The sequence below is a fragment of the Epilithonimonas sp. JDS genome (genome assembly GCF_021261315.1).
In the GTDB taxonomy this organism is placed as follows: domain Bacteria; phylum Bacteroidota; class Bacteroidia; order Flavobacteriales; family Weeksellaceae; genus Epilithonimonas.
In genome coordinates, this window is sequence record NZ_JAJSAX010000003.1 from 333569 (window position 1) to 359442 (window position 25874).

The following is a 25874-nucleotide window of genomic DNA, read 5'->3' on the forward strand; positions in this document are numbered from 1 at the left end:
TAGAAATCACGGAATCTAAAACCGGTTATGATTATATTTAATAAAACTCCAGATTTACTGTAAGGAAAATTTAGGTTTATAAGTAAAATTAACATAACAAAAAAACCTGCTTCAAAGCAGGTTCTATATTAAGATTTTAAACTTGTTTTCTTGAGGAAGACTGCCTGATACAGAGCATTGGCGTTAGCACCAGTTTCTTTTCGATCGTAATTCCTGAAAAGTTATCTTTGATACTTTCCAGAAAAACATTGCCTGATATTTTCCCCATCATTACAGGTGTCTGATCGACTGAACTGATGGATAATTCCATAAACTGCGTAAAAGGCTCATTACTGAAACCTATCACACCGATGTCCTGAGGCATTCTGAGTTTTAGATTTTTGATCTCTTTACATACACCAAGAGCAGTGAAATCTGACGCGGAGAAAATCGCATCCGGTTTTATCTTTCTTTTCCAAAGACTTTTCATCGCGTTGATACCTTCTTCGATGGAGCTTCCCGTATTAATAATATTTTCTTTAATGATCGGCATTTTGTAATCTTCCATCGCACTGATGTAACCTTTCAGACGGTTTTGGTAGATCTCCAGATTCTGATCTCCGGAAAGATGGCAGATATTTTTATAACCTTCATTAATGAGATGTTCGGTAGCCTGATAGGCACCTTTGTGATCATCAATCGTAATTGTACTGATCCCCGGAATGTCCTTTTTTCTGTCAAAAAAGATAATCGGTGTATTGGTGGTGCCGACTACTTTTTTCATATATTCCGTATCAGTCGTGTTTTTTGAAATGGAAATAAAAATACAATCCACCTGCGTGTGCAGCAGCGTGTTCAGCTGTTTCTTTTCAATCGTGGCATCGTCGTGGCTTTGGCAGATGATGACGCGGTAGCCGTGGGGAGAAAGCTCCTCCTCTATTCCACGAATGACTGACGAGAAAAAGTTGGTATTGATATAAGGAACAATGACACCCACCGTTTTGGTCTCTCCGCTTTTGAGTGCTTTGGCTAGATTGTTCTGCTTATAATCCATTTCCTTGGCCATATTCACAACCAGTTCTTTGGTCGCCTGGCTTATTCTGGGATGGTTGTTCAGCGCTCTGGAAACAGTCGCCACACTCACATTCAGTTTTTTGGAAATGTCATATATCGTGGTGTTTTTTTTTGTCATGTATTCTTTTCTGAATGATTGTAAATATATAAATAAATCACAACTGAGCCTTACTTTTTAATCCAAATCTGTATCAAAATAATCATAATTTTCTTCAACCCTCCAATTTTTTAAAATAAAGCAAATACAATTGTATAATTTTTTATTTTAACTAATGATTATTGAAAAATCAATAAGGAAAAAAGCCAACTCATCGAAATGAAGTTGGCTTTCGTATTTAAAGTTGGTTAGTTTTTGATTAATTTTCCAGTAATCTGACCCGAATTTGATTTCAAATTGTAGATGTAAATTCCGGTTTTCAAATCTTTGGTTTGAATTGTTATCGTATTAACGCCAGACTTCTGATTGGATTTCTGAATATTCTTAACGACTCTTCCATTCATATCATAAATGAAAACATTAATATCAGAAGCACTTTTCAAATCATAAGCGATTGTTACCTGATCTGTAAATGGATTTGGATATACACTTAATTTAGCATCTTTGATATTGTTCACCGCCAAAGTTCCGAAGTCAATACTTACAGAAGCAGCCGGCATCCAGTCAAATACAAATGAAGGATCTGTTTCTTTCTTGAAAACATTTTCTACCGTGAAAACCTGAGCCTGAGCCGCAGTGATTACCACACCTTCATTTCCTCTTGACACCAATTTGTCAGGCGTTGCGCCAGCTCCATATCCACCATATTCCACGAATGTAGGATTAAGACCCGCATTCATCGTTGTCCAGCCAACAGGATTCAGCATTGCAGGCGTATTGCTTCTGATGAAAGCAGATTTCGGACGATTTTGCCAAGGACGGCCAAAGTGGAAATTGCTGATAACTGTTCCATTAAAATCAGTAGTTCCAGCTGCAGGAACTGTCAGATTACAATCCAGGAACACAAATCCGTATTTTGTACTTGCTTCAGTGGAAGGCGCTGTTACTACACTATTATTACGGTTGATGTAAGTTGTACATTGATCAAAAACAACAGTCTGACGGCCGAAGATGAAATCAACATTACCTTCGATATAAGAATTCTTGAAATACGCTCTACCAATGCTGTTTCCAAGATATGTATCCTGATAACCCAAGATTCTGCAATCATAAAATGCCTGACGGTCGCCTTGCGTTTTAAGAGCTACAGCCTGTGTATTTGCATTGTTTGCTGCATTGGCATTTGAATTTACAAAAGTATTGGCAACAGTAATTTTGGAAGCTGTAAAATCATTTCCTAAGATGGCCATCGTCTGTGAAAGTGATGTTCCGTAGCCTTGTCCTGTATCAGGATTGATGGTTCCGGCAGAAACATTATTCGTGATAATCGTAGTTGCGGCATCATCTCCAATCAAAAACACATTTGATTTGGTTGATGCCAAAGTTGGTCTTTCTGTGTAAGTTCCAGGTTTGATGTGAAGAATCCATCTTCCTGTATAATTATCCGGAACGGCATCGAAAGCCGCCTGAACAGTTGCATAATCTGCAACCTTGCTGTCTTTGCTGATTGTCTTAATGACATCCGGATCTGTTGCTTTGGTCGTAACCGTTGCTACAGAACCATACGAAGTACCAGCAGAGTTAACCGCAAAAGTTCTTACATAGTACAAAGTAGACTGCTCTACACCGTAAACATAAGATGAAAAAGCGCCCAATCCTGTTCCTGTAGAAACCTTGTCTGCATTTTCCAGGGTTGGCGTACTGTTGGTTTTTGACCAGACGATTCCACGGTCTGTCACACTGGCACCGCCCCAATCGGTCACATTTCCGGAAACCACAAATGATTTGTTCGTAACCTGAGACTGTGAAGTTGTTGTAACGGTAGGCGCAACAATGCTTGCTAAAGTTGTAAAACTAATTTGTGAGCCATAAGAAGTTCCCGCAATGTTTGTAGCATAAGCACGGGCATAGTAAGTTGTTCCCGGATTCAATCCAGTCAATGAACTTACATAAGATCCTGTGGTTGCATTTTCGCTGGTTTTAGAATCATCTATTGTCGGATTCTGATTGGTGCTCCAGACAACACCGCTGGCATTAATTGCACCGCCACCATTGCTGGAAATGCTACCTCCAGAAACTGCGCTTGTTGTAGAAACGGAAGAAACAGCCGTTGTAGAAACCGTCGCAGGATTTGCAACCGCACCTTCCATAGATCCTGAGATTTTAACATTTCTCAAACCAAATTGCTTGTTAGTAGCCGCAGCCACCAAATAGGGATAAAATCTTACATAAAGTTTTTGACTTCCTGTAAGGACAACCGGCGTTGCAAGCGTAGCACTCAAAGCGGACGATCCATTATTTGGTAATTTAAGCGCCGACTGGATAGAGACTGGATTTGAGAAATCTGCATTCACGCTGTAGAATGCCTGATAATACATATTCCCTGTTCCGGATGCACCAACTAATGCGTCAATTTTATTAACCGTTAACGTTCCGCCGTTTGTAGGATTTACATCCAATTGAACATAGACATCAGGATTGAATACTGTTGTACTTCCCGTTGCGGTCCAGCTGTTTGCAGTTCCGACCAATTGCCAGAAAATCACATTACTGTCCGTAATAGCATCGCCCGTAAAATCTATTTTGGTATTGACCTGGTAAGCCACACTTGCAGCTGGATAACTGATGCTGGATTCCAGATTACCTTCCAGAGATTTTTCAGTAATATTCGTGATCAAAGGCCAGGTAACAGAGGCCGGAGTTGCTTCAAAAGCTTTTGAGGGTTTTAAAGTTCTTTTTTCAGTAGGCAGACCAGCTTCTTTGGAATTTCCATCGGAAACAGAAGTTGTAACATCGTCACTTGTTGATACTTCGAAATAAGAAACACTGGTTCCGATTCCGAAAATCATTGCAGCACTAAATAGTGCAGCCGGTAAGATTAGCGTTTTTTTCATTGTTAGTTAAAGTTAATAGTTGTGAAAATGGTTTTTAATCTTAAAATTTATTTTACAATTACCTTTTGAACGTAGGAATTATCAGCAGTTTTAACTTCGAATAGTTTCACCCCTTTTCCAATTTTTTTAAGTGAGATCGCATTGATGGTATTGTCACCTTTAGAAAGTGTTCCATTGTAAACGACCCCTTCAGATTTGCCAGACATATCCATCACTTTGATTTGAACTGGCTTGTTATTGTCTTTGGAAAAAACCTTTAGAGAAATTTGTTCAGAAGCTGGATTTGGGTAAAATGTAGTAGCTGCATTAAGTTTAGAATTCACTTCGCCCGTTGCCAAAAAAAGACAATCCGTTGGCTGCAAAAGAACAGCGCCTGCACCAGCCATTACTGTTTGTTTCACGTCTGTAGAGGCAATTTTGTTGATGGAATAAGGCGGTACGAAAGCCGTTCCGGATCCCACCATCGTTCCTGTAGCACCAGAGAACGTGTTGTCAACCAACTGTGCTGCAGTGAATTTCCCCGTTTCTAATCTGATAGGATTTTTAACACCCTCAAAATAATTGCCTTCAATCAAAAGATCTGCTTTGAAACCTGCGTAGATACAATAGTTGCTGACAGAACTATTGAAATAATTATTCAGCAAATGAACTTTTCCAAATCTAACTCTCGGCATTCTTTCCTTCACGCCAGGTCCCCACCAGCAGTACTGCATAGTGATTCTTAGTTTTCCATCATCCTGAGTAGCATCATCTCCTGATCCAAAAAGATTGGAAAAACGGTGGTCATTGCTTCCGCCAGAACCTCCAGGAATTGGTGCTTTCAGATATTGGAATTTCGTCCAGGTTACCGAGATCAGGTCAGACGCATTTTTGATATCAAGATTACCGTCAAGCGCATCTTGAAAAGTGCAATGATCTACCCAAACGCTGGTACAGTTGTCGATCGTCAAATTATCATTCCCATCCACATCATAAGCGCCAGGGCCTTCAAATGTGATATTTTTGATTAAGATATTGGAACTGTTTTTTGCATACAGAATTCCGGATCCACCGGAAGTAAGATCTACAGAAATTAATTTTGCGCCGGCTAATCCTAAGATTGATTTCCCGGTTTGATTTTGAAGCGTCAGTCGGCCGGCTGTTGGAAATGTAATTTCTCCAGAGATGTGAATTACTTTTACCGCAGCAGCATTGATTGCTGTTTTCAACTCTGCATAAGTCGTCACTACAGTCGGGGTAGCAGTTCCGCCGCCGGTCACGCCATTTTGTGATGCCCAGCCGGAGACAGGACATTGTTGTGCTTTTACATTGATCTGAAATATAGACGTTATCAGAAACGCAGACATTAAGATTATTCTTTTCATTGGATAAGTATCTATTGAAGATTAAATTGATTTTAGAATTATGATCTCAGGAAAGAATCATATTTTTTATAACAGAATGATAATTAGATAATTGAATACATTCTATTTTAGGAAAAAGGAAAAAAAAAGTTTGATGAAAACGGGTTTCATCAAACTTCTATTAATGAAAAATTTAATTCATGTAAATTTTAAATCTTCCTGGTTGGCAGTTTTTTATTTTAATAAAACTTTCACTGATTTTTCTCCAGCTTCAGATTTAAGATTTACAATGTAGATTCCTTTGTTGTTGATTTCAAAGTTAGTATCAGCAGACGCTTTCATTGTTTTAACCAAAGATCCGTTCGCGTTGAAAACATTAACCTGAGTATTTTTGGAGTCAAGATCTGCAACATAGATTTTGTTACCAGCAGAGAAAACGTTAGCTTTCATAGATTTCTGAACGTCATTCACGCCCAATACAGTTGTGCCAACGTTTGTAGCAGTAATTTTGTAAAGGTTTAGAGACTGATCACCGTAGAAATATAAGTTAGTTGCAGGACCTGCGTACTCATAAGTGTAGATTAAACCATCTGAAGAGTTAGAATAAGTTTTAGATCCAAGAACTGCAGTTCCGTTTCCGATGTAAAGTGTACGGTCTCCAGAACCTCCGTTTTTGTACCAAACAGTGATCACAGAGTTTCCGTTCACTTTTAGAACAACATAACGTTGTGTTGGCGTAGTGTTAGTTCCTGTAGAAGTGTAACCGCCTCCATTCAATTTGAAACGCTTTGATGCAGAGTATCCATCAGAGAAATTTGCAGTATTCGCTTCTACCTGTGCGAAGTTTACAACAGTTGCAGGTCCCGGAACAAGTCCAAGGTTGTTTTTTACCACCGCAGTTGTTTCACCAGCAGTTACCGGCCAGGCTGCACTAGAGAAGTCAAAAGTAGTTTGTGCTTTGAAAGAATTAACAGAAGCTACTACTGAAAAAGCTAAAAGAAGTAATGATTTTTTCATGTGTAAAATAATTTAATTAGTTGTTTTAATAATTTTATGCAATCGATTACACAAATGTTTGTAATAATTCGACGGTTCTAATATAAAATTATTATTTAATATCAAGTTATTTTTTTTTAATTTAACGTTAATTTTTTTTAACAATAGAACAAAACCCTTTATTAATGGTGCATTCAGAAGATAAAAAATTGAATAAAAAATTAAATGACTGTTTTAAAATGGCATTTTTTAAGTCAAAAATCTATGCAATCGGTTGAATCAAATTGACTAAAAACGGAGCCAATTTTGTAAAATTTGAGATTTTGAAATAATTATCAAATTCAAAATATAAATTTTAATCCTTCAACACTATCAATGTTTCGATATTAAGCAATAACAATTTAGATGCATAAAAATATTGAATCAATAAAAAACCCTGTAAACAATTTGCTCACAGGGCTTTTTTGAAAAAAAATTATGAAAATATTTACTATTCGGTTTTAATTATTTTAAAAGGACTTTCACTGATTTCTCACCAGCTTCAGACTTAAGATTTACAATATAAACACCTTTCGCATTGATCTCAAAGTTAGCGTCAGCAGAAGCTTTAGCAGATTTCACTAGAGTTCCGTTAGCTGAATAAATATTGATACTGGTGTTTTTAGATTCCAAATTAGAAACATAAATTTTGTTGCCGCTGGAGAATGCATTTGCTTTCAATCCAGATTTTACATTATCGACTGCTAAAGTTGCAGGAAGTTCTGTTGTACCAACATTTGTTGCTGTAACCTTGTAGAAATTAAGAGCCTGATCTCCTGCAAAATAGATATTTCCAGCTGCACCAGTATATTCATAAGTATAAATAATACCATCTGTGGAATTTGCGTAAACGTTTGAACCTAAAACATTTGTCCCATCACTTAAATAAAGTGTACGATTACCAGACCCACCGTTTTTGTACCAAACTTTTATTGTACTCGGACCATCAACTTTCACATAAAAGAAACGTTTGATCGGCACACCATAGTTAGCTCCACTTGTGGCATAACTAGCTCCATTCAATTTCAGACGCTTAGTTGGCTTGTAATCCGGAGTTACACCAGACTCTACAAATGTTGCGTTATTGTTTTCAATTGCACCCAAATCTGCCGTTCCCGTACCTGGAATAAATGCGATGTTTTTAACCAAGGTATTAGATCCGTAACCAGCTGCCACAACTCCATCTGTTCCACCAGTCCAAGTTGAGAAATCCCAAACAGTCTGAGCATTGATCGTAGTAGCAGAAAAGCCTGCAATCATTAAAGAAAATAATAGTTTTTTCATGATAAATTAATTTTATAGTTGTTTTAAATAATTTTTATGCAATCGATTACACAAATACATCTCTTAATCGACGGTTCTAATATAAAATTATTTTCAAATAAGCGCGCAAATTTTTAATTTATTTTTTATTTGAATATTAAATTTGATTAATATAAAATTAAAATATCCTTTATTTACTGAACAAAACCATTAAATGAATGTTTAATTAAAAATGAATTTAAGGAAAAATAATCTGCGAAAAAGTTAATTTTTGATTCCAAATTTGACGTAATCGATTGCATAAAATCAACCGAAATCTCGTCCAAAAAATGAATTATTGAGAAAAAATGAAAAAATCCTAATTTTTAAATTAGGATTTCATATTCTAAAAATGGCCAATTTCAATTTTTAATTGCCTTTTTTACTTAATTGTTTCAGCCAATCTGCGCAGACCTTTTTCCAATTGTCCGTAAGTTCTGCCTTATTATTGATTCCAATATTGTGCTCACCTTCCGGAAAAATAAACAACGCACCTTTCACGTTTTTCTGAATCATCGCCTCGTAATACAAAATACTGTTGATGACGGGAACTGCAGGGTCATTCTGAGCGTGGAAAAGAATCGTTGGTGGTGTCTTCTCCGTTACACTATTCTGCATCGAATATTCTTTAATTTTTTCCTCAGAGGCATTCTCGCCCAAAAGATTGAGTCGACTTCCTTTGTGCGCAAATTCGCCCAAGTCGATGACGGGAGAAATCAAAACAGCAAAATCTGGAATGGCGGAATAATTTTGCCAATCGCCTTTCAATTCGGTGTAATCTGTAGAAATATCACTTGCCATTGCTGCCAAATGTCCGCCAGCTGAAGTTCCCAAAACACCAATTTGGTTGGTTGAAATCCCATATTGGACTGCATTTTTTCTAATTAATTTTATCGCTGCCTGAATATCCTGCAACGGACCAATTTCTCTTTGCTTCAAATCCGGAGAAGTCGGCAATCGGTAATTGAGCACGAACGCAGAAATCCCTAAAGTGTTAAGCCATTTTGCATAGGAATAGCCGCCCAAATCGTAGGTCAAATGGTGATAACCACCGCCGGGAATGATGATGACAGCCATCTTGTTCCGTTCCTCTTTCGCAGGTAAAAATGCGACCAATTCGGGTTCCTGGATCTGTGTGATTCTTCCTTCCTTCTCCTCTATCGTTTTTAATTTCAAACCTTTGGAATTTGGCATTGTTCCTTTTTTCCAAAGCGTGATTTTTTGCTGAGCAGAGATTTGACTAACTACGAAAATGGATATAATTAAAGCTACTTTTTTCATTGATTTAAGATTTGAAACCGTTATTTTTCATCTAAACTTTTCAACCAATCAGAACAGAGTTTTTTCCAGTTCTCGCTTAGTTCGTTTTTGTTGGTAAAGGAAAATTTGTGACCGCCTTTCGGGAAAATAAACATCGCGCCCTTCACTTTATTTTTTGTCATCGCTTTGAAGTACAAAATACTGTTCATCGCAGGAACTGCCGTATCATCCTGGTTGTGAAAAAGAATTGTTGGCGGCGTTTTCTCCGTTACTCGGTTTTGCATCGAATATTCTGTGATTTTTTCCTGAGAAGCGTTTTCGCCAAGCAAACTTTTACGGCTTCCAGCGTGAGCAAATTCACCAAAATCAATTACCGGACAAAAGAGCACAGCAAAATCTGGAATTGTAGAAATACTCGCCCAATCGCCTTTCAAACCTGTGTAATCTGTCGAAATATTACTGACTGATGTGGCCAAATGTCCGCCAGCCGAAGTTCCTACAACACCCACTTGACTTGGCGAAATCCCCCATTGAGAAGCATTTTTTCTGACATATTTTATAGCTGCCTGAGCATCTTGCAAAGGCGCAATCTCTCTCTGAATCAAATCTGGAGAAGTCGGCAATCTGTAGTATAAAACAAAGGCAGAAATCCCCAAAGTGTTCATCCATTTTGCTATCTGAAAAGCACCTTCATTGTAAGTCAGTTTCGAATAACCACCGCCAGGAATGATAATCACAGACCTTTGCGACCGCTCCGCTTTCGGTGGCAAGAAGGCAAAAAGTTCGGCTTCCTGAGTTGATATTTCTGGATTCGAAGTTGGATTCTCAATTTTCAGACCTTTGGAATTTGGCATTTCACCTTTTGGCCAGAACATGATTTTTTCCTGCGCTGAGATTTGATTAATCAAAAATATCAATGCGATGAAAAGTGTCTTTTTCATAAATCTATTCATTAAAAAAGTTACCATTAAAATTAATGATAACTTATAATTAAAATTATTTAATGTACTTTTCCAAGCCTGTTTTCAAAGGCTTCAAAGCTTTCAAAGCTAGTTTTGCAACGGTCTCCGCACCTAGTTTTGACAAATGCGTATCGTCCTCTTTTCCTTTGGGATAATACTCGACTTCGCCTTCTTTGAAATGCAGGTGAAGCAATTTTGATTTTTCCGGACCAGCCGCGATTTCCATTTGTTCTGTTAATAATTGCATATCGACAAAAGGTACTTTCATATCGTCGGCTACCAATCTCACAACCAAAGGATAATTACCGTGCGTGTCCACCAAAACGCCATTCTCTGTGAAATCCCTTCTTACAATAGAGGTCATCAGAATCGGTGTTGCTCCTTTTGCTCTGGTTTCGTTGACATATCTTTCCAGATTGGCTCTGTATTGCGTGTATGGATTGGTGAACTTCGTAGAATCTTTCACTTTCTGGTCGTTGTGACCAAATTGGATGACCACAAAGTCACCTTTCTTAAGTTGTTTTTCTACTTTGTCCCATCTACCTTCTGTGCGAAAACTTTTGGAACTTCTGCCGTTCATTGCGTGGTTTTGAAGTTCGATTTCCGTGGTCAGAAATTGTGGAAGAACCTGTCCCCAGCCGTGTTCAGGATTTTTATCAGGCTTATCTTTGTTTGCCATTGTAGAATCTCCAATGAGGAACAAGGTTGGTTTTTTCTGAGCAAATATCAACACTGAAAATAGAATTGATAAGCTTAAAAGCAATTTTTTCATATTAATTAAGATTACGAGCTTATTCAAAAATGCGTTTAATTCTTCACCACAAAAGTCACAAAAGAAAAAGTTTAAAAAATACTTTTCCAAGAGGAAAAAAGAAAATTTATCATAACATTACCCTTATTTGAACTTTTGAAAGGCTTAAAAATCGTCATAACTTTTGTGACTTTTGTGGTTAAATAAAAATTAAACAAAATATAATTATTGTACAGGATTCCAGTCACCGAAAATCTTGTCGATGGTAAAATTTTTCACTTCTTTTTTGGTTAATTGATGAGACCAGGAAACTCTTTTCGAAATGTTTCCGCCTTCTCCTCTACTTCCAAACTCCGCATAGTAAACGGTTTTCTCTTTTTCCGGAAACATTGCGTCGCCTTTCCAAGGATTCCAACCTTCTGGTAAAATGTGATTTCCCATTTCTGTATTAATGAAAACTGTACGGGCAAACGAGCGCCAAGGTCTTCCAAGAAAAACCTTTGTGATGCCGTCTTTTGCAATCAATTGACAATCGAAAAAGACAAACCCGAATTTCTTCCCCTGCTGTGTCGAAGCTGCTGTGATATACGAGTCAGCCAAACTTTTGATGGTACAATTTTTAAAAATAACCGTCGCGGAACCAAAAATAAAATCCGTTGTTCCCTCGATGAAACAATTCTCAAAATATTGTCGGCTGTGATTTCCTGTTGCATAAACCGTATCTTGGCAACCCAAAATCTTTGAATCCTTAATGACAAACTTGTCGCCTTCCACGTGGAGAGAAACCGCCTGACCTTTGTTACACCAAGTATTCTGAATCGTCAAATTTGAAATTTTAACCTCATCCGCCATCACTAAAAGTGTGTAGGAATTGAAGGTCGTCATTTTCTCGTTCACAGCGTCAATTTTACCAGAATAATCATCATTAATGAGAATCGTATTCTCAGCGTTCTCGCCTTGCAACGTGACTTTGTGTTTGGAAGACGGAATGACGATTTTTTCTTTATAAGTTCCCGCTTTTATTTTGATTAAAGCTTCGCCCGGACCAAAATCCCTCAATGAATTGATTGCTTTCTGAATAGAAGTGAATTGTCCGCTTCCGTCCGATGCCACATTAACTGTGATGTAAGGTGCAGTTTGAGCAAACAGAATTTGAACAAAAGCCATCATTAATATTGATAAAATCCGCTTCATAATTTTATTTTAAAGTTTTATCTAAAAACCGAACCGTCAAATCCAAAGTTTCCGTAAACCAAGGTTCTGCCGACCAGAATGAATGTGGTGTATCTTTGATTTCGTGAAATTCTGTAGCGATGTTGTACGATTTCAGTTTCTTCATCATATCGTCTCTTCCCGCGTGGAATCGTGCCTGGGAACTGTTGATGAAAATCGTTGGTGGCGTATTTTTATCGACGAATTCCAGAGGTGAAGCTTCTTTCCAGTTTTTGAGATTGACATTTCTGTCACCATCCAACCAATAGGCTGCGTAAGTACTTTCCTCGGCTTCGGGATGAATGAAGGAAACAATGCCGTCCACATTCACAATCGCTTTGATTTTATTTTCCTTTCTTACGCCAACCAAAGTAGCGATTTGAGCACCGGCAGATTCTCCCAGAACTGCGATATTCTTTGAGTGTAATGAATATTTCTTTTTGTTTTTCTTTAAAAATTGGATTGCAGTTTCAACATCGTTGACTGCTGCAGGATATTTTGCAACATCGGCCAATCTGTAGCCAACGGCAATCGCAACATAACCTTTCGACGCCAGTTCCTGAGCCATATATTTTTCGTTTTCCTTACTTCCTGAAATCCATCCACCGCCGTGAACCATTGCAATTCCTGGATATTTTTTTGATCTATCGAGCGGATAATAGATATCTGCCTTCAAAGAAATACCATTGACGTTAGCATATTCCACATCTTTATCAACTCCGATGTTGGTCGGCGTTGGTCTATCGATAGGTGTGATGAAAGGATATTTTTTCTTATGTTTCTCGTACGTCGTTTCGTTGGTATAAGGAGTCGCATTCGGACGTGTGGTTTGTCCGAATGCAGATTTAGCTCCAAATAAGAAAAAAATAAGAAAATATAGTTTGTGAAAACCCATATTAAAATTGATTATTTGACAGCATTCTTAGCGACTTCTTTCGCTATTGTGATCTGTTCTTTTGCAACACTTTTAGGAAGTTTTACGGCTGTCGTTTTGTTTCCTAAAACCTTGATGGTTGGCTTGTTTGCAGATTCCAAAGTCAATCCAGAGATATCGACATTTTTGCTATTGTAAATGGTTGCACCAGTTCCGTCGCTGTACTTCAGTTTTACATTTTTAAGTGTGATTCCGTCTGCATCTACGATTGTAAGCGCTTTTTTGGTGTCGAAATTCGAATCTTCGATAGAGATATTTTTAAGGTTCATTTCGGATAATCCGCTCAACGCGATCGCTTCGTAGGAATTGGTAGCAGTGATATTTTTGAAGAATACATTTCTGAAGATCGGCGTTTCATCCGTCACTGGAATTTTTTTCTCGACTCTCTTCTCATCATCTGCACTTTGATCTTCCTCAATGATCGGCGAATTACCTTCGTAGAACATATTGAAGCCGATCACCTGCGCCGGAATGTTGATCATATCCACATTGCTGATCCAGATATTTTCCACAACACCGCCTCTACCTCTCGTCGTTTTGAAACGAAGTCCGATATCTGTTCCAATAAAAGTACAATCTGAAGCGTGAAGATTTCTTACACCGCCAGACATTTCGCTTCCGATCACGATTCCGCCGTGTGCGTGGTAAACTGTATTATTTTTGATGATGACATTTTCTGTCGGAACGCCTCTGTCACGTCCATCTTTATCTTTTCCGGATTTGATGCAGATCGCATCGTCACCAACGTCGAACGTATTATTATAGATCAAAACATTTTTACAAGATTCCAAATCTAATCCATCGCCATTTTGAGAATACCAAGGATTTCTCACGTTTAGATTTCTCAAGATCAAATTGCTTGACATCAATGGATGAAGGTTCCAAGCTGGCGAGTTCTGGAAAGTTGGTCCGTCCAGAAGCACTTTATCACAACTTACCAAACTTACCATCACGGGACGAAGGAAATCCTTTACTTTTTCCAGATCTGCTTTGGTTGTTAATTTCTCTGGGATATTAAAGTTTGCAGTGCTTGTAAATCCAAGTTTTGAACTTTCTGTTGGGAACCAGATCTTCTTATCATCAGACAAAACGCCACCTTTGGACAAAAGGTCTTTCCACTGTCCGTCGGTCATTTTTCCTCTTTTCACATATCGCCACGCATCGCCGCTTCCGTCAATGACGCCATTTCCTGTGATGGCAATATTGGTGGCACCTTTTGCAGAGATCGGCGATTGACAACGGGTTGTGTTAAGACCTTCAAAACTGACATCTACCAAAGGATAATCTGCAAAATCTCTACTGAAGATGATCATTGCGCCATCTTCCAAATGCAGATTGACATTGCTTTGAAGAACAATTGGACCCGTCATCCAGATTCCTCTTGGAACAATTACTTTTCCACCACCTTTTTGATTGATGCTTGTAATTGCTTTTTTGAAAGCTTCTGTATTTTTAACATTTGTTCCGGCAATGGCGCCAAAATCTTTGATGCTCACGGACCTTGCAGGAAAAGATGTTTCTGTGACAGTTGGCATTTTGAACTCCACATTTTTGTAGATATCCGCCATTTGCGTTTGTGCAAAACTGTTTGCCGAAAATAACGTTGCCAAGCTTAAGGCTAATAATTTAATCGATTTCTTCATTATTATTTAGATTTTAGAATCGAGAACCGAGATCCTGGATTTTATTTTAATTAATTTTATTTTTTAGTGATTCGGAAAAAGTCAAAATCTGCGTAACCGCCTCTTGCAACCTTTGCATCGCTCACAGAATAGATCCCGACTTTCGCGCCGATCCATTTTCCTGGTTTTGCCTGAAATTTTTCGCCAATATTGGTAAACGTCTTTCCATTTTCGCTGTAGCTGAATGTGCAGATCCCGTTTGGTTCGCTCACATTGACCTTCAGGTAAGCTTCGTTAGATTTTAATTTTATTTCATTAATAATCTTCTCCTCGCCACCTTTTTCAGCTTTGGGCGCCTTTCTCAATTGAAGATAATATCCATCTGGTTTATTGGTGATGACGAGTGAAGCGTGGTCTGTTCCCATCACCAAAAGTCCGGCAACTTTTCCTTCTTTGGCTTCCTCTGGGAATAGTTTCACTTTGGTTGTCGACACAAAGTCAGGTGCAGGGAATTTCTGCGTCAAAAGATTCGGAACATTCCAAAGATTCTTTTCACCTTCTGGAACTTTCATTGAGAACAATCTCAAATGATCTTTTCCCGGAATTTTCGCAGACCAAACCACATTTTCGTTGGCGCTCCATTGCCATTGCAATCCGATCTTATCATCATTGAATTCATCAGATTCTGCAGGCGTTTCTATAGGGAAGGGTTTACCGACGTTTGGTTTTTTATAAGTCAAAACCGGTTCACCGATCCCATTGTTATCTGTATCGATTCCCATCACAGGCCAGTCCTTTTCCCACTTCATCGGCTGCAGATGGACAAGTCTTCCGCCCGCATCCACATCCTGAAAATGGTAAAACCAATCCTCACCTTTCTGTGTGTCCACCCAAGCACCTTGATGTGGACCGTTGATCTTGGATTTCCCTTGTTCCAAAACGATTTTTTCTTCGTAAGGACCGTAAATATTTTTTGACCTTAATATCAATTGCCAACCAGTCGCCACGCCACCAGCCGGAGCAAAGATGTAATAATAGCCGTTTCTTTTATACATTTTCGGACCTTCAACTGTCGGATGCGCGTCGTGACCATCGAAAACGTGAATGCCTTTGTCCAAAACTTTGGTTCCTTCAGGATTCATTTTATTTAAGGTCAAAATACTTTTGACGCCTGCTCTGCTTCCTGCCCAACCGTGAACAAGATAAGCATCGCCATTGTCATCCCAAAACGGGCAAGAATCAATTAACCCTTTTCCTTCCATTACCAAAACGGGTTCGTCCCATTTTCCCAATGGATCTTTGGTTTTCACCATATAAATTCCAAAATCCGGGTCGCCCCAATAGATGTAGAATTCACCTTTGTGAAAACGGATACTTGGCGCCCAGACGGCATCACCTCTTCTTGGAACAGAAAAATGTTCCTTAGGCAAAACGTCCTGAATCGCATAGTTGACCAGTTTCCAATTGACCATATCTTTGGAATGCAGGATTGGCAAACCTGGTGCCTCGTTGAAGCTGGAAGCGGTCATATAATAATCGTCGCCAACACGGATTGCGTCTGGATCAGAATAATCTGAATACAAAACCGGATTTTTATAATTTCCATTTCCTAGGTCAGAAACCCAAACTTCTGAAACGTAAGGTTTCGCCTTCTGTGCATCCAAATAATTGATTGACAAGGCAAACAATGAAAGGATGATATGTTTTTTACTGATTCTCAAATTCTTATTTTTTAATTTATACAGGTTTTACACCGTAATTAATGTCTCTTCCATCGGGTTTCACCCAACGCTACTAATATTTCGCCCTTTCAGGGCTTTTTGAAATTTAATTTACTTTTCGAATTCCAAACTTGCGAGGATGAATGGTCCGGTTCCTTTTGGATCGTTGGAGCGAATCTCTTCGTTGACATAATATTCATAAGTTCCGCTTCTATATGGTTTTCCGCCTAAGCCTGCTACCGCACAACATCTGTTCAAATTGACAACGCCATTTTCATCTACAGAGATCAGATTTTTCAGGATGCCGTCGTAGCCTTTTTGAGCAACTGCTTTATAAGACTTTGGCAAGTAACCTTTGTTGACAGCCTTGATCATGGTGTAAACAAACATCGATGACGCTGAAGCTTCCGTGTAATTTCCTTTTTCGCCGCCTTTGTCCAAAACCTGATACCAAAGTCCGGTTTCCTGATCCTGAACTTTGATGATCGCATCTGTGTAAGACTTGATGTAACCAATGATCTTAGCTCTTCCCGGATGGTCTTTTGGCAAGAAATCCAAAACATCTACCATTGCCATTCCGTACCAACCCATCGCTCTTCCCCAGAAATTGGGAGAAAGTCCGGTTTCCTTGTTTGCCCAGGCCTGCTCTTTGCTCTCGTCCCAAGCGTGGTACAGCAATCCTGTTTTCGGATCTTTTAAATGTTTTTGAATCAGATCAAATTGGTTGACCACGTCGTTGTATGCTTTGTCAGCTTCCGCACCTTTGCTGAATTCTTTGGTATAATTTGCATAAAAAGGCTCACCCATGTACAGACCGTCCAGCCACATCTGGTGCGGATAGATCTTCTTGTGCCAGAAACCGCCTTCTTTGGTTCTAGGCATTGTTTCGATCTGGTAACGAAGCGTTTGAAGCGCTTTCAAATATTTTGGTTTTTTCTCTTTTCCGTAAAGATAAAGAAGGACGTTTCCACAATTCAGGTAATCGATATTGTGTTTGTCGAGTTCGTAGCTTACGATGCTTCCGTCCTCTTTTACCATCGTGTCGCCAAAGTTGCTGATGTACTCATAATATTCTTTGTTTCCTGTTTTGGCGTACAGCTGTTCTGCACCTTCCAATACTATGGCTGCCGGGTAAGCCCATCTTGGTTCTTTGTTGAAATCCAACATCCAAGCTTTTGGGAAACGGTTCATCTCGGAAAGGAGCATTCTCTCGGACCATTTCAGATTGGTTGGAACTACTTTTCTGGATTGTGACGTTTCTGTTTTGGTATTTGAAGCTGCTGCCGATTTTGTTTGAGCACAAGAAAGGAACAATCCTGAAGCGAAAGCTGCGATGGATAATACTTTAAGGGTTTGAAATTTCATATTGCTTTTATTTTTTTTTATTTTTTGAATGAACAAAAATTCTGTAAACGAAACCTTTTTTTATCTGGAAACCTGCAGCCTACTTCGACAAGCTCAGCATAAACTCATTGAGTGGATCCCGATGTAAAATCGGGAGGGAGTGGCAGACGGATTAAGCTGCCCAAATAATTCTTACCATCTTATTTTTCAAATTCCAGACTTGCCAAGATGAACGGTCCGGTTCCCTTTGCATCGTTGGAACGGATCTGCTCATTGACATAATATTCGTAGCTGCCATCACGGTAAGGTTTTCCGCCCAAACCTGCTACAGCACAACATTTGTTGAGATTGACCACGCCATTTTCATCCACTGTGATCAGATCTTTGATGATACCGTCATAACCTTTCTTCGCTGCTGCTTTGTAAGATTTTGGCAAATAACCTTTGTTGACCGACTTGATCATCGTGTAGACAAACATTGCGGAAGCCGTTGCCTCTTCATAATTGCCGTTTGCCAATGGCTTGTCCAAAACCTGATACCACAGACCTGATTTTTTGTCCTGATATTTGATCACAGCGTCTGAGAAGGATTTGATGTAGGAAATGATCCTTGCTCTTCCGGGATGATCTTTTGGTAAATAGTCCAAAACGTCGACCATCGCCATTCCGTACCAGCCCATTGCACGACCCCAGAAATTAGGAGAAAGTCCAGTCTGTTTGTCAGCCCAAGCCTGCTCTTTGCTCTCGTCCCAAGCGTGGTAAAGCAATCCCGTTTTTTTATCCAAAAGATTTTTCTGAACGGAATCAAACTGCATTACAATATCATCATAGGCTTTTGTAGCATCAGCTCCTTTCGTAAAATCTTTGGTATAATGCGTGTAGAAAGGCATTCCCATATACAGTCCATCCAACCAAACTTGATTAGGATATATTTTTTTGTGCCAGAAAGAGCCTTCATTGGTTCTGGGTTGTCCGTCGATTTGTAGACGAAGCGTTTGAAGGGCTTTCAGGTATTTTTCTTTTTTCTCTTTTTCGTAAAGATAAAGCAATACATTTCCACTATTCAAAAGGTCGATGTTGTACTTTTCCAGTTCGTAGGAAACGATGGTTCCGTCTTCTTTGACCAATTTTTCGCCGAAGCTGCTGATGTAATTGTAGTATTCTTTTTTGCCGGTATTTGCGTAGACTTGCTCAGCAGCATCTAAAACGATGGCTGCGGGATAGGTCCATTTTGGGCTTTTGCTGAAGTCGAGCATCCAGGATTCCGGGAAACGGTTCATCTCGGAAAGGAGCATTCTTTCCGACCATTTCAGGTTTGTGGGAACTACTTTTCCGGATCTTGAAGTTTCAGTTTTCGATTTTGGAGCTTCTATTGTTTTTGTCTGCGCAGAAGCCAGGAACATTCCTGAACTTAGAACTGCGAAAGTGTATATCTTTAACTTACTATTAATAAAATTCATTGGTTTGAAAATTTATAGTTGATTATTTTGGTCTAATGTTTCTAACTTTTTGTCCAGATCCTGGTAGAATTCGGTTTCTGTTTTAATGCCGTTTGGTTCTTGGGACCAAGCGCCCAGAAAGTAATAGGACACATTTTTGTTTTTCTTGAAAACCACAACGTGCGTTGATTTCGTCTGAACATATTTATCAAAACTTTCTATTGGATAGAAAACCGCCATCCCGAGATTGTCCTCTTTTTTGGCTAAAGTCTGCTGGCCGTAAGTGGCGATGTAAGCCCATCTTTTATTTTTACTAATGACCTGCTTGAACGGAATATCCTTGATGGCAACAATCCCAGTACACAAGCCGGAGATAGCATTGTTCAAAGACAAATCTACTTTTACAAAACGATCTTTGTTGAAGATTGTCAGTTTCGATTTCAAATCTACGGCATCTCCCCACGTTTTCCATCCTGTGTAATCGATTGCAGCGTAGGAACTGGTTTTGTCATTTGCTACTTTTACAAAAGTACTTTTTACCGTTTTGAATGTCTCCACAAAATCATTTTGCTCATCATATCTTCCGTAGGAACCCACACCAATTGTGCGACCAGACTTTAAAATATCCTGTCCCCAAGGTGCATCGTGGTGGTAAGATTCGAAACCGTCTTGCCCAACTTCCGGTAAAACTAAAGTATTAACTTTCTTACCAAAAATATCTGTGGCGTTTCTCCAATCGAGGTACAATCTGTAACCAACTTGATTATTTTCCAGACCAATTCCTTCGTATCTAATATAATAAGAATGATCCGTGTGTTCTGCGGGAATTTGTAATTCGGTCACATTTTTGAAATTCCCACCGACATATTGGTTACCTTCCCATTTCCCGCCTTCTTTGACTGATAATTCGGCGTATGAGAAAGGTTTGCTTCCGTCCTTTTTGATCTTCTGGATCACATCGGTCTGGGCTGAACAGCTAATGAAACTGAGCAGAATTCCAGAGTAGATGGATTTGAGGATGATGTTTTTCATTTTTATTTTTTATTTTGAACAAAAGCACTTCGACTCCGCTCAGTGTGACATTGCAAATACTACTTTTTTATTTTGAAATTCCAATTGTCTTTTCCTGACAGGATGTTTTTTACGGAATATTCTTTGGCTTCTTTTTTTGATAATTGATGAGACCATGAAACTCTTTCTTTGGAATTAGCTCCGATTCCTTTGGAGTTATATTCTCCGTAGAAAGTAGTTTTCTCAGCATCTGGCTTATTCCAATTGTGCCAGCCTTCCGATTTAATCACATTGCTAATTTCTGTATTAATGAAAACTGTTTTTGCAAATGGCCGCCAAGGTCTTCCGAGATAAACCGATTGGGATTTTGCATCGCCAGTGATTTTGCAATCGATGAAAACAAAACCATACTTTTTACCTTCCGGCGTTGAAGCTGCCGTGAGATAAGTTGCAGATTCTTTTGCGAAAATTTCACACTTCTCGAAAACTGCCGTTGCCGCTCCGAAAATGAAATCCGTAGTTCCTTCGATGTAACAATTTTTGAAATAGTGGCGAACTTCTTTTGTTTTTGAAGGATCATCCTGTTGGCCTTTCAAATATAAGGTATCCTGAAAACCTAGAAATCTGCAGTTTTCAAAAATTGCGCGGTCGCCTGTAATTAAAACAGCAACAGCCTGACCAACTTTTCCTGCATCATTTTGGAAAGTGATATTTTTTGCCGAAAAATCATTAGAAAAAATAAAAATAGTGGAAGAACCAGTCGTTCCCATTTCTTTACCTTCTGCATTTTTCTTTGAAGCAAAATCGTCATTAATAATAATCGTTTCACTAAGACTTTCGCCTTCGAAAGTAATTGGACCTTTGGTTGCCGGAACTGTTATTTTTTCCCTGTAAGTTCCTTTTTTGATAAGAATTTTAGTAGTCGTTTGAAGTCCGTTTTCGACAGCATCAATTGCTTCCTGCGCTGTTTTAAAATCTCCGCTTCCGTCTTTTGCAACTGTATAAACTTTTTCAGAATCATTGGCTCTGATGCTGAAAGAATTGATACAAATCAAAACTAAAGTGAAAGAAAAAAACAATAAAAGGTTTTTGAGGTCGGAATGCTTCATTTTTTACTAATCTATTTTAAATATACAAGTTTTCACCCCGTGCGGGATGAAAACCTGTATGAATTTAACAATTAAATAATGTGATCTGAAAACTACAGATTGACACTAAATTATGTATGGTTATTTTTTGATAATTTTTTTGGTAATTGTCCCTTTATCTGTTGTGATAGAGATGATATAATTACCTGTGTTCAAATTTCTCAAATCGATAGAATCTCCAGATACTTCCACATTGTTTTTCACAACGCTTCCTGCAAAACTGTAAACTTTTACATTAACAATCTTCTGTCCGGCTGTGTTGATATGCAGATAATCAGAAACCGGATTAGGATATAATGATACTTGAGATTTATTGATATCACTTGCAGCCATCGTTCCGTAAGACGTTTTGATGTAGTACAAGTTAGTCGTGTCACCTTTCGTGATGCTGTGCGCACCAGCTGCAACATTTTCTATTTTTACAATTCCGCCAGTCGCTGTATAATTAGTTCCATCAAATTTAACTGCTTTTGCGAAATCTGCATCGAAAACAAGTACTAAAGTAGAAGTCTGAGTTGTCGTGTAATTGATGCTTGTCGCGGATTCCATTTTGAATCTCTTAGTCAGTGTGTTTCCATCATAAGACTGAGAACCGTCTGTAGAATTCATGTTACCAGTGATGGTGTAGAATGTACTGGATTTTGGAGGATTAGCTGTTGTGAAGTTGTGAATCTCGCCACCAGTTGCCGGAGGAGGTGTAGTTCCTACAGTAATTGCTCCAGAAATTGAAACTGAAGTTCCAACAGTACCTACAGTTGCTACAGTGTAAGAAGTGCTTGCAGTTGGTGTTCCGGAGATTGTAACGGTTTTGGCAGTTGTATCTTTCGCAGCCGTCAATCCGTTTGCAGGCAATCCTGTTACAGTCACATCTGTTGCATCGCCGCCCCAAGTAAGGACAATCGGTGTGATGGCAACGCCCGTCGCTACAGTCTGGTCCTTGTTTCCGGAGGTCACTACCAAAGTCTGTGTTGTAGCAGGTGCTGTCTGTTCTGCCTGTATGTAAACCATATTAGTGGCATAGTTTGTCAGCTGAGACTTAAGACCTGTAATTACAGCATAAGATTTGTCATCTACAGCATTATTAAAAGTCCATTTAAAATCTCCACCTTGCACACGTCCGGAATACATTTTCACTCTGTCTCTCGCCGTTGAAGGATCTTCGACTACCAGATTTTTGATGTAAAGTGAAGCATCAGTATCAAAGTTGTTGTACACTTTTGCACCAACTTTAGATTTAACTGTAGCCGGAACAGTTTCTCCACGAGTTGATGCCAAGTAAGCATCAAAATCTGTAAGAGAACTGATTTTGCCAGGAATATTGAACAATGGATTTGTATCGCCATAAGCTACAAAACGCATAGAGTTTGTCGCAATATCCAGGTCTAGTGTATTGTTGAAAGCTTTGATCATTCCACCGTCTTCTCCTGAGAACGTTCCTTGATTGGCAGGATCATTCTGCTGAGTCGTTGGATTCCAAACGTCTGTTCCTTGTAGAGAGATCATCATTGGATTCTTGGCATTACGAAAATAATTTCCTTCTAAAAATAATGAAGACCCTTCTGTAGAACCAGAACCGTACTTAGCAATTCCGTCAAAATAGTTATTAAAAACGTGAGCAGAATAGAATCTAACTCTAGGATGTCTTGAATCTGAATGATCGAACCAGTTGTGGTGGTAAGAAATATAAAGACCAGTTGTTGTATTTTCACTAAGTCCCAGCAAGCTTGCTTTTCCATTGTCCCAGAAGTGGTTGTAAGAAAAAGTGTTGTAAGAACTTCCTTTGTTGTCAAGTGCGCCGTCTCCTTTGATCTGATCGGCATCGCTGCCTGCATTTCCGTAGAAAAGGTCATTGTTGTGAACCCAAATATAAGAGTTGTTTTGCTGCAAACCGATGTCATCACCTTCGCCACTGTCGCAATTCATAAAACCAAGATTGCTGATTTCAACGTTTGTTCCGTTTTTCACACGGATTCCCCAGCCGTTTGCTGTTGCATCGTCTCCGATACCTTCAACTGTAATGTAGCTGTTTGCGTTGTTGTCATTCTCAATAACGAAATCACCACCTTCCATCGTAGTAGCATCTGTAATGTTTCCTACCAAACGGAAAATGTAAGGTCTCGTATCGTATCCTTTTTTGATACCGGAAAGAATATTTTGGAATCCAACATAAGGCGTTGTTCCGCCATTTGCCTTTGTGATCACATTGAAAGGAACTGAATCTTTAGACTTCTGCGTGATGTAAAGAATGATTGCATTGTCTTTGGGTGTTCCGTCTGCTTTGTAACCTCCGGGAACTCTTCCGTTGTGGAAAGAAAAACCTGTTCTGTCCTGAGGAAGAACCGTCAATGTGCTGGTTGTGGAACCTGCACCTTCGATTCCTAAAACAACCGGCTTTACAGAAATCGTGTAAGAACCAGCTTTCAATCCTGGAATATCTGCACGGAAATAGGATCCGTAACTGCGGATCAAATAGTCATCAATCTTTTTGTCTACAACGCCTTCACCTGAGTAATACACGTTATATCTTCCAGCGTTTGCCACTGGTTGCCATTTTACAAAGGCAGTTTCTATCCAACCTTTAGAATCGTTGAATGTAACAGTTTGTCCTGATACCTGCGTGAATGCAAGCAATAAGAACACATAAAGTAATTTAATTTTATTCATCTAAAATTTATTTAATTGAGTTAATTGTGTTAGTTGTAAGGTCTAATAAATGTGAAAAATTATTATAATTAGTATTTCTTCTACGAACCTATTTTCATTAACTAATTCTAAATAATAGTGTTTAATATTTTTTGAATAAAGCCGACAATGGCCTTAGAATCAGCTCTAACAGAGCTTTAAAACCCTGCTAGAGTGAATCTTCAAAAAAAATTAAAAATATAAAAACTTAAAAATTCAAGTGGATAAGAATCCGGTTTCTAATAACCGTAATCCTGTTGCAGATTGTAATTTGACAAGATGATGTCATTATAAATCGGGAACAATTCTTTTCTGTTTGCTTCGAAATATTGAGCATAACCTTTTAATGGACTATTAATGTAATCTGCTGTTACAGCTACTCTCCAATTGACAGCTTTGTAACCCGTCGGAGTACCTGACTGAGCAGGCGTGTAATAAACATCGGCTCTACTCACACCTGCAGGCACATAAACATCTATTGCATTAAGTGCTGCCTGAGCAGTTTTTGTCTTATCATAAGGTGAGTCCTTGTAATATAAAACAGTAGGTGTATTGGTATACTGACCAGTTCCATTTTGAAATTGAGCAAGTTTTACTCTGGTTTCAGCAATTTTTGTAGCCAAAAGATTCCAACGGATCAGGTCATATTTTCTAAGACCTTCTCCTCCAAACTCCAACAATCTCTCGTGAACGATGTAATTGAAGAATCCTGTTTTATCGGTTGGGATCGTTCCTGCCTGTCCTAAGTTTCCTGCATACGCACGGTTTCTAACCTGCTGCACAGCATTCACTGCTTCTGCGGATGGCGAACCGTTGATTTCGTTATCAGCTTCTGCAAACATCAATAGGATATCTGAGTAGCGGATCATCGGCCAGTCGATTGCAAGGTTTTGTGCAGTACCGGTAATGCTGGTCCAAGACTTTCTGAATTTTCCATCTGTACAAAGAGCACCTGTTGCAAGGATTGCCTGATTTGCAGCGTTAATTTGCATAGACGCCACGGTAAGATCTCTTCTCACATCAAATTTTCCGAACTCGTAGAAATAAACCGGAAGCGCGTTTACACCGCCACTACTTGCCCAATTGGACGAAGCATCGTGTCTCATTCCGTTGTAGTAACCAATTTTACTGTCTGTAGCAGCATTACCTCCAAAAGCGCCAACTGCGAAAATCACTTCGTGTGCAGCATCTTCGGAATTATCATGCAATGCTCTGAATACTGCTTCAAAACTTGCATTCAGGCCGTGATCTCCTTTTGTGATAATATCTTTACATTCATCATAAGCGATTTTGTAGTAAACCTGAGGATTAGAACCCTGAGCCATCACTCTTGGTGATCTTCTAAGAGAATATCCTGCTCTCGCCAAAGCGATTCTTGCTCTCAATCCTTTTACAGCTGCTTTTGTAATTCTTGTATTGCTGCCTCCTGCTTCTGATCTCCAAGGCACCAAAGTAGCTGCCTTTGCAAGATCCGCAATCATTTGTTCGTAGATGACGTCTCTGTCTGTTTTTGGAAGATAAACGGTTTCCAAATCAGAAGATGGAACCAATTGCATTGGAACATCGCCCCAGTTTTTGATCAGATCATAATAGAACTGTGCTCTCAAAGTGTAAGCTTCTCCTAAATACCTGTCCATCAATTTTTTATCTGTTGTAGAACCTGTCTGGTAAACCGGAGATAAAGGAATATTTTTGATCACGAGGTTTGCTCTTTCGATTCCGGAATATAATTTTAAGAAAGGCTTGTTCAGATCCGGGTTGGAAGTACACGCACCATAAGTACTAAGTCCTCTTCTGTCGTTACAGTTATAATCTCCCGAAGTTTTGAAATCGTCTGCTGACTGCGGGAAATATAAATTGAGTCTTTGCCCGTAACCATCATCACCAATCACCTGATTGTAAACACCAATCAATGCAGTAAAAGTATCTGCTGCACTATCAAACTGCTGTTCTTCATTAGAGTTAGAAATATTTTCTGCATCCAGGAACTCGTCACAAGATGTCAATGTGAAGAATATAATTAAACAGCTTAGAATTGAAATTAATCTGTTAAGTTTCATTTTT

Annotated in this window: 18 protein-coding genes; all 18 read right to left on the reverse strand. The window is 38.9% G+C overall.

The genetic code is table 11. The features are described from left to right. Window positions 1–136: 136 nt before the first annotated feature. Window positions 137–1171: a LacI family DNA-binding transcriptional regulator gene (locus LUD75_RS11860; protein WP_232705882.1), complete on the reverse strand. Its 1035-nt coding sequence runs from the start codon at window positions 1169–1171 to the stop codon at window positions 137–139. 227 nt (window positions 1172–1398) lie between these two features. Beyond that, window positions 1399–4044 carry a pectinesterase family protein gene (locus LUD75_RS11865; RefSeq protein ID WP_232705883.1) on the reverse strand — a complete coding sequence of 882 codons (2646 nt, stop codon included), beginning with the start codon at window positions 4042–4044 and terminating at the stop codon, window positions 1399–1401. A gap of 47 nt (window positions 4045–4091) precedes the next feature. Further along, window positions 4092–5408 carry a T9SS type A sorting domain-containing protein gene (locus tag LUD75_RS11870; protein WP_232705884.1) on the reverse strand — a complete coding sequence of 439 codons (1317 nt, stop codon included), beginning with the start codon at window positions 5406–5408 and terminating at the stop codon, window positions 4092–4094. Window positions 5409–5621: 213 nt separating this feature from the next. Next, on the reverse strand, window positions 5622–6404 hold the full coding sequence (locus tag LUD75_RS11875; RefSeq protein ID WP_232705885.1) for a T9SS type A sorting domain-containing protein: 783 nt from the start codon (window positions 6402–6404) through the stop codon (window positions 5622–5624). A gap of 483 nt (window positions 6405–6887) precedes the next feature. Then, complete coding sequence (locus LUD75_RS11880; RefSeq protein ID WP_232705886.1) at window positions 6888–7706, reverse strand: T9SS type A sorting domain-containing protein; 819 nt, start codon at window positions 7704–7706, stop codon at window positions 6888–6890. 387 nt (window positions 7707–8093) lie between these two features. Next, entirely contained in the window at window positions 8094–9005 is a 912-nt protein-coding gene (locus LUD75_RS11885) for an alpha/beta hydrolase (protein ID WP_232705887.1), read from the reverse strand. Window positions 9006–9025: 20 nt separating this feature from the next. Next, complete coding sequence (locus LUD75_RS11890; RefSeq protein ID WP_232705888.1) at window positions 9026–9925, reverse strand: alpha/beta hydrolase; 900 nt, start codon at window positions 9923–9925, stop codon at window positions 9026–9028. Between the two features lie 55 nt (window positions 9926–9980). Continuing rightward, window positions 9981–10718, reverse strand: coding sequence for a rhamnogalacturonan acetylesterase (locus LUD75_RS11895; protein ID WP_034979620.1), 738 nt, complete (start codon window positions 10716–10718; stop codon window positions 9981–9983). Window positions 10719–10922: 204 nt separating this feature from the next. Then, complete coding sequence (locus LUD75_RS11900; RefSeq protein ID WP_232705889.1) at window positions 10923–11891, reverse strand: pectinesterase family protein; 969 nt, start codon at window positions 11889–11891, stop codon at window positions 10923–10925. Window positions 11892–11895: 4 nt separating this feature from the next. After that, window positions 11896–12804 carry an alpha/beta hydrolase gene (locus tag LUD75_RS11905; protein ID WP_232705890.1) on the reverse strand — a complete coding sequence of 303 codons (909 nt, stop codon included), beginning with the start codon at window positions 12802–12804 and terminating at the stop codon, window positions 11896–11898. Between the two features lie 11 nt (window positions 12805–12815). Beyond that, a complete protein-coding gene (locus tag LUD75_RS11910) occupies window positions 12816–14486 on the reverse strand; it encodes a glycoside hydrolase family 28 protein (RefSeq protein ID WP_232705891.1) in 1671 nt (556 codons plus the stop codon). 56 nt (window positions 14487–14542) lie between these two features. After that, a complete protein-coding gene (locus LUD75_RS11915; protein ID WP_232705892.1) occupies window positions 14543–16186 on the reverse strand; it encodes a glycoside hydrolase 43 family protein in 1644 nt (547 codons plus the stop codon). A gap of 111 nt (window positions 16187–16297) precedes the next feature. Next, window positions 16298–17551 carry a glycoside hydrolase family 88 protein gene (locus tag LUD75_RS11920; protein ID WP_232705893.1) on the reverse strand — a complete coding sequence of 418 codons (1254 nt, stop codon included), beginning with the start codon at window positions 17549–17551 and terminating at the stop codon, window positions 16298–16300. A 179-nt stretch (window positions 17552–17730) separates the two neighbouring features. Beyond that, window positions 17731–18990, reverse strand: coding sequence for a glycoside hydrolase family 88 protein (locus LUD75_RS11925; RefSeq protein ID WP_232705894.1), 1260 nt, complete (start codon window positions 18988–18990; stop codon window positions 17731–17733). Between the two features lie 12 nt (window positions 18991–19002). Continuing rightward, window positions 19003–20001 carry a DUF4861 family protein gene (locus tag LUD75_RS11930; RefSeq protein ID WP_232705895.1) on the reverse strand — a complete coding sequence of 333 codons (999 nt, stop codon included), beginning with the start codon at window positions 19999–20001 and terminating at the stop codon, window positions 19003–19005. A gap of 59 nt (window positions 20002–20060) precedes the next feature. Next, window positions 20061–21089: a pectinesterase family protein gene (locus LUD75_RS11935; RefSeq protein WP_232705896.1), complete on the reverse strand. Its 1029-nt coding sequence runs from the start codon at window positions 21087–21089 to the stop codon at window positions 20061–20063. Between the two features lie 120 nt (window positions 21090–21209). Next, complete coding sequence (locus LUD75_RS11940) at window positions 21210–23792, reverse strand: T9SS type A sorting domain-containing protein (RefSeq protein WP_232705897.1); 2583 nt, start codon at window positions 23790–23792, stop codon at window positions 21210–21212. 257 nt (window positions 23793–24049) lie between these two features. Beyond that, window positions 24050–25870: a RagB/SusD family nutrient uptake outer membrane protein gene (locus LUD75_RS11945; protein ID WP_232705898.1), complete on the reverse strand. Its 1821-nt coding sequence runs from the start codon at window positions 25868–25870 to the stop codon at window positions 24050–24052. Window positions 25871–25874: the final 4 nt, after the last annotated feature.

What these genes read in the sequence shown, in the direction of transcription:
- LUD75_RS11860 (WP_232705882.1), bottom strand. Translation starts at nt 1,171, where the DNA reads ATGACAAAAAAAAACACCACGATATATGACATTTCCAAAAAACTGAAT.
- LUD75_RS11865 (WP_232705883.1), bottom strand. Translation starts at nt 4,044, where the DNA reads ATGAAAAAAACGCTAATCTTACCGGCTGCACTATTTAGTGCTGCAATG.
- LUD75_RS11870 (WP_232705884.1), bottom strand. Translation starts at nt 5,408, where the DNA reads ATGAAAAGAATAATCTTAATGTCTGCGTTTCTGATAACGTCTATATTT.
- LUD75_RS11875 (WP_232705885.1), bottom strand. Translation starts at nt 6,404, where the DNA reads ATGAAAAAATCATTACTTCTTTTAGCTTTTTCAGTAGTAGCTTCTGTT.
- LUD75_RS11880 (WP_232705886.1), bottom strand. Translation starts at nt 7,706, where the DNA reads ATGAAAAAACTATTATTTTCTTTAATGATTGCAGGCTTTTCTGCTACT.
- LUD75_RS11885 (WP_232705887.1), bottom strand. Translation starts at nt 9,005, where the DNA reads ATGAAAAAAGTAGCTTTAATTATATCCATTTTCGTAGTTAGTCAAATC.
- LUD75_RS11890 (WP_232705888.1), bottom strand. Translation starts at nt 9,925, where the DNA reads ATGAAAAAGACACTTTTCATCGCATTGATATTTTTGATTAATCAAATC.
- LUD75_RS11895 (WP_034979620.1), bottom strand. Translation starts at nt 10,718, where the DNA reads ATGAAAAAATTGCTTTTAAGCTTATCAATTCTATTTTCAGTGTTGATA.
- LUD75_RS11900 (WP_232705889.1), bottom strand. Translation starts at nt 11,891, where the DNA reads ATGAAGCGGATTTTATCAATATTAATGATGGCTTTTGTTCAAATTCTG.
- LUD75_RS11905 (WP_232705890.1), bottom strand. Translation starts at nt 12,804, where the DNA reads ATGGGTTTTCACAAACTATATTTTCTTATTTTTTTCTTATTTGGAGCT.
- LUD75_RS11910 (WP_232705891.1), bottom strand. Translation starts at nt 14,486, where the DNA reads ATGAAGAAATCGATTAAATTATTAGCCTTAAGCTTGGCAACGTTATTT.
- LUD75_RS11920 (WP_232705893.1), bottom strand. Translation starts at nt 17,551, where the DNA reads ATGAAATTTCAAACCCTTAAAGTATTATCCATCGCAGCTTTCGCTTCA.
- LUD75_RS11925 (WP_232705894.1), bottom strand. Translation starts at nt 18,990, where the DNA reads ATGAATTTTATTAATAGTAAGTTAAAGATATACACTTTCGCAGTTCTA.
- LUD75_RS11930 (WP_232705895.1), bottom strand. Translation starts at nt 20,001, where the DNA reads ATGAAAAACATCATCCTCAAATCCATCTACTCTGGAATTCTGCTCAGT.
- LUD75_RS11935 (WP_232705896.1), bottom strand. Translation starts at nt 21,089, where the DNA reads ATGAAGCATTCCGACCTCAAAAACCTTTTATTGTTTTTTTCTTTCACT.
- LUD75_RS11940 (WP_232705897.1), bottom strand. Translation starts at nt 23,792, where the DNA reads ATGAATAAAATTAAATTACTTTATGTGTTCTTATTGCTTGCATTCACG.
- LUD75_RS11945 (WP_232705898.1), bottom strand. Translation starts at nt 25,870, where the DNA reads ATGAAACTTAACAGATTAATTTCAATTCTAAGCTGTTTAATTATATTC.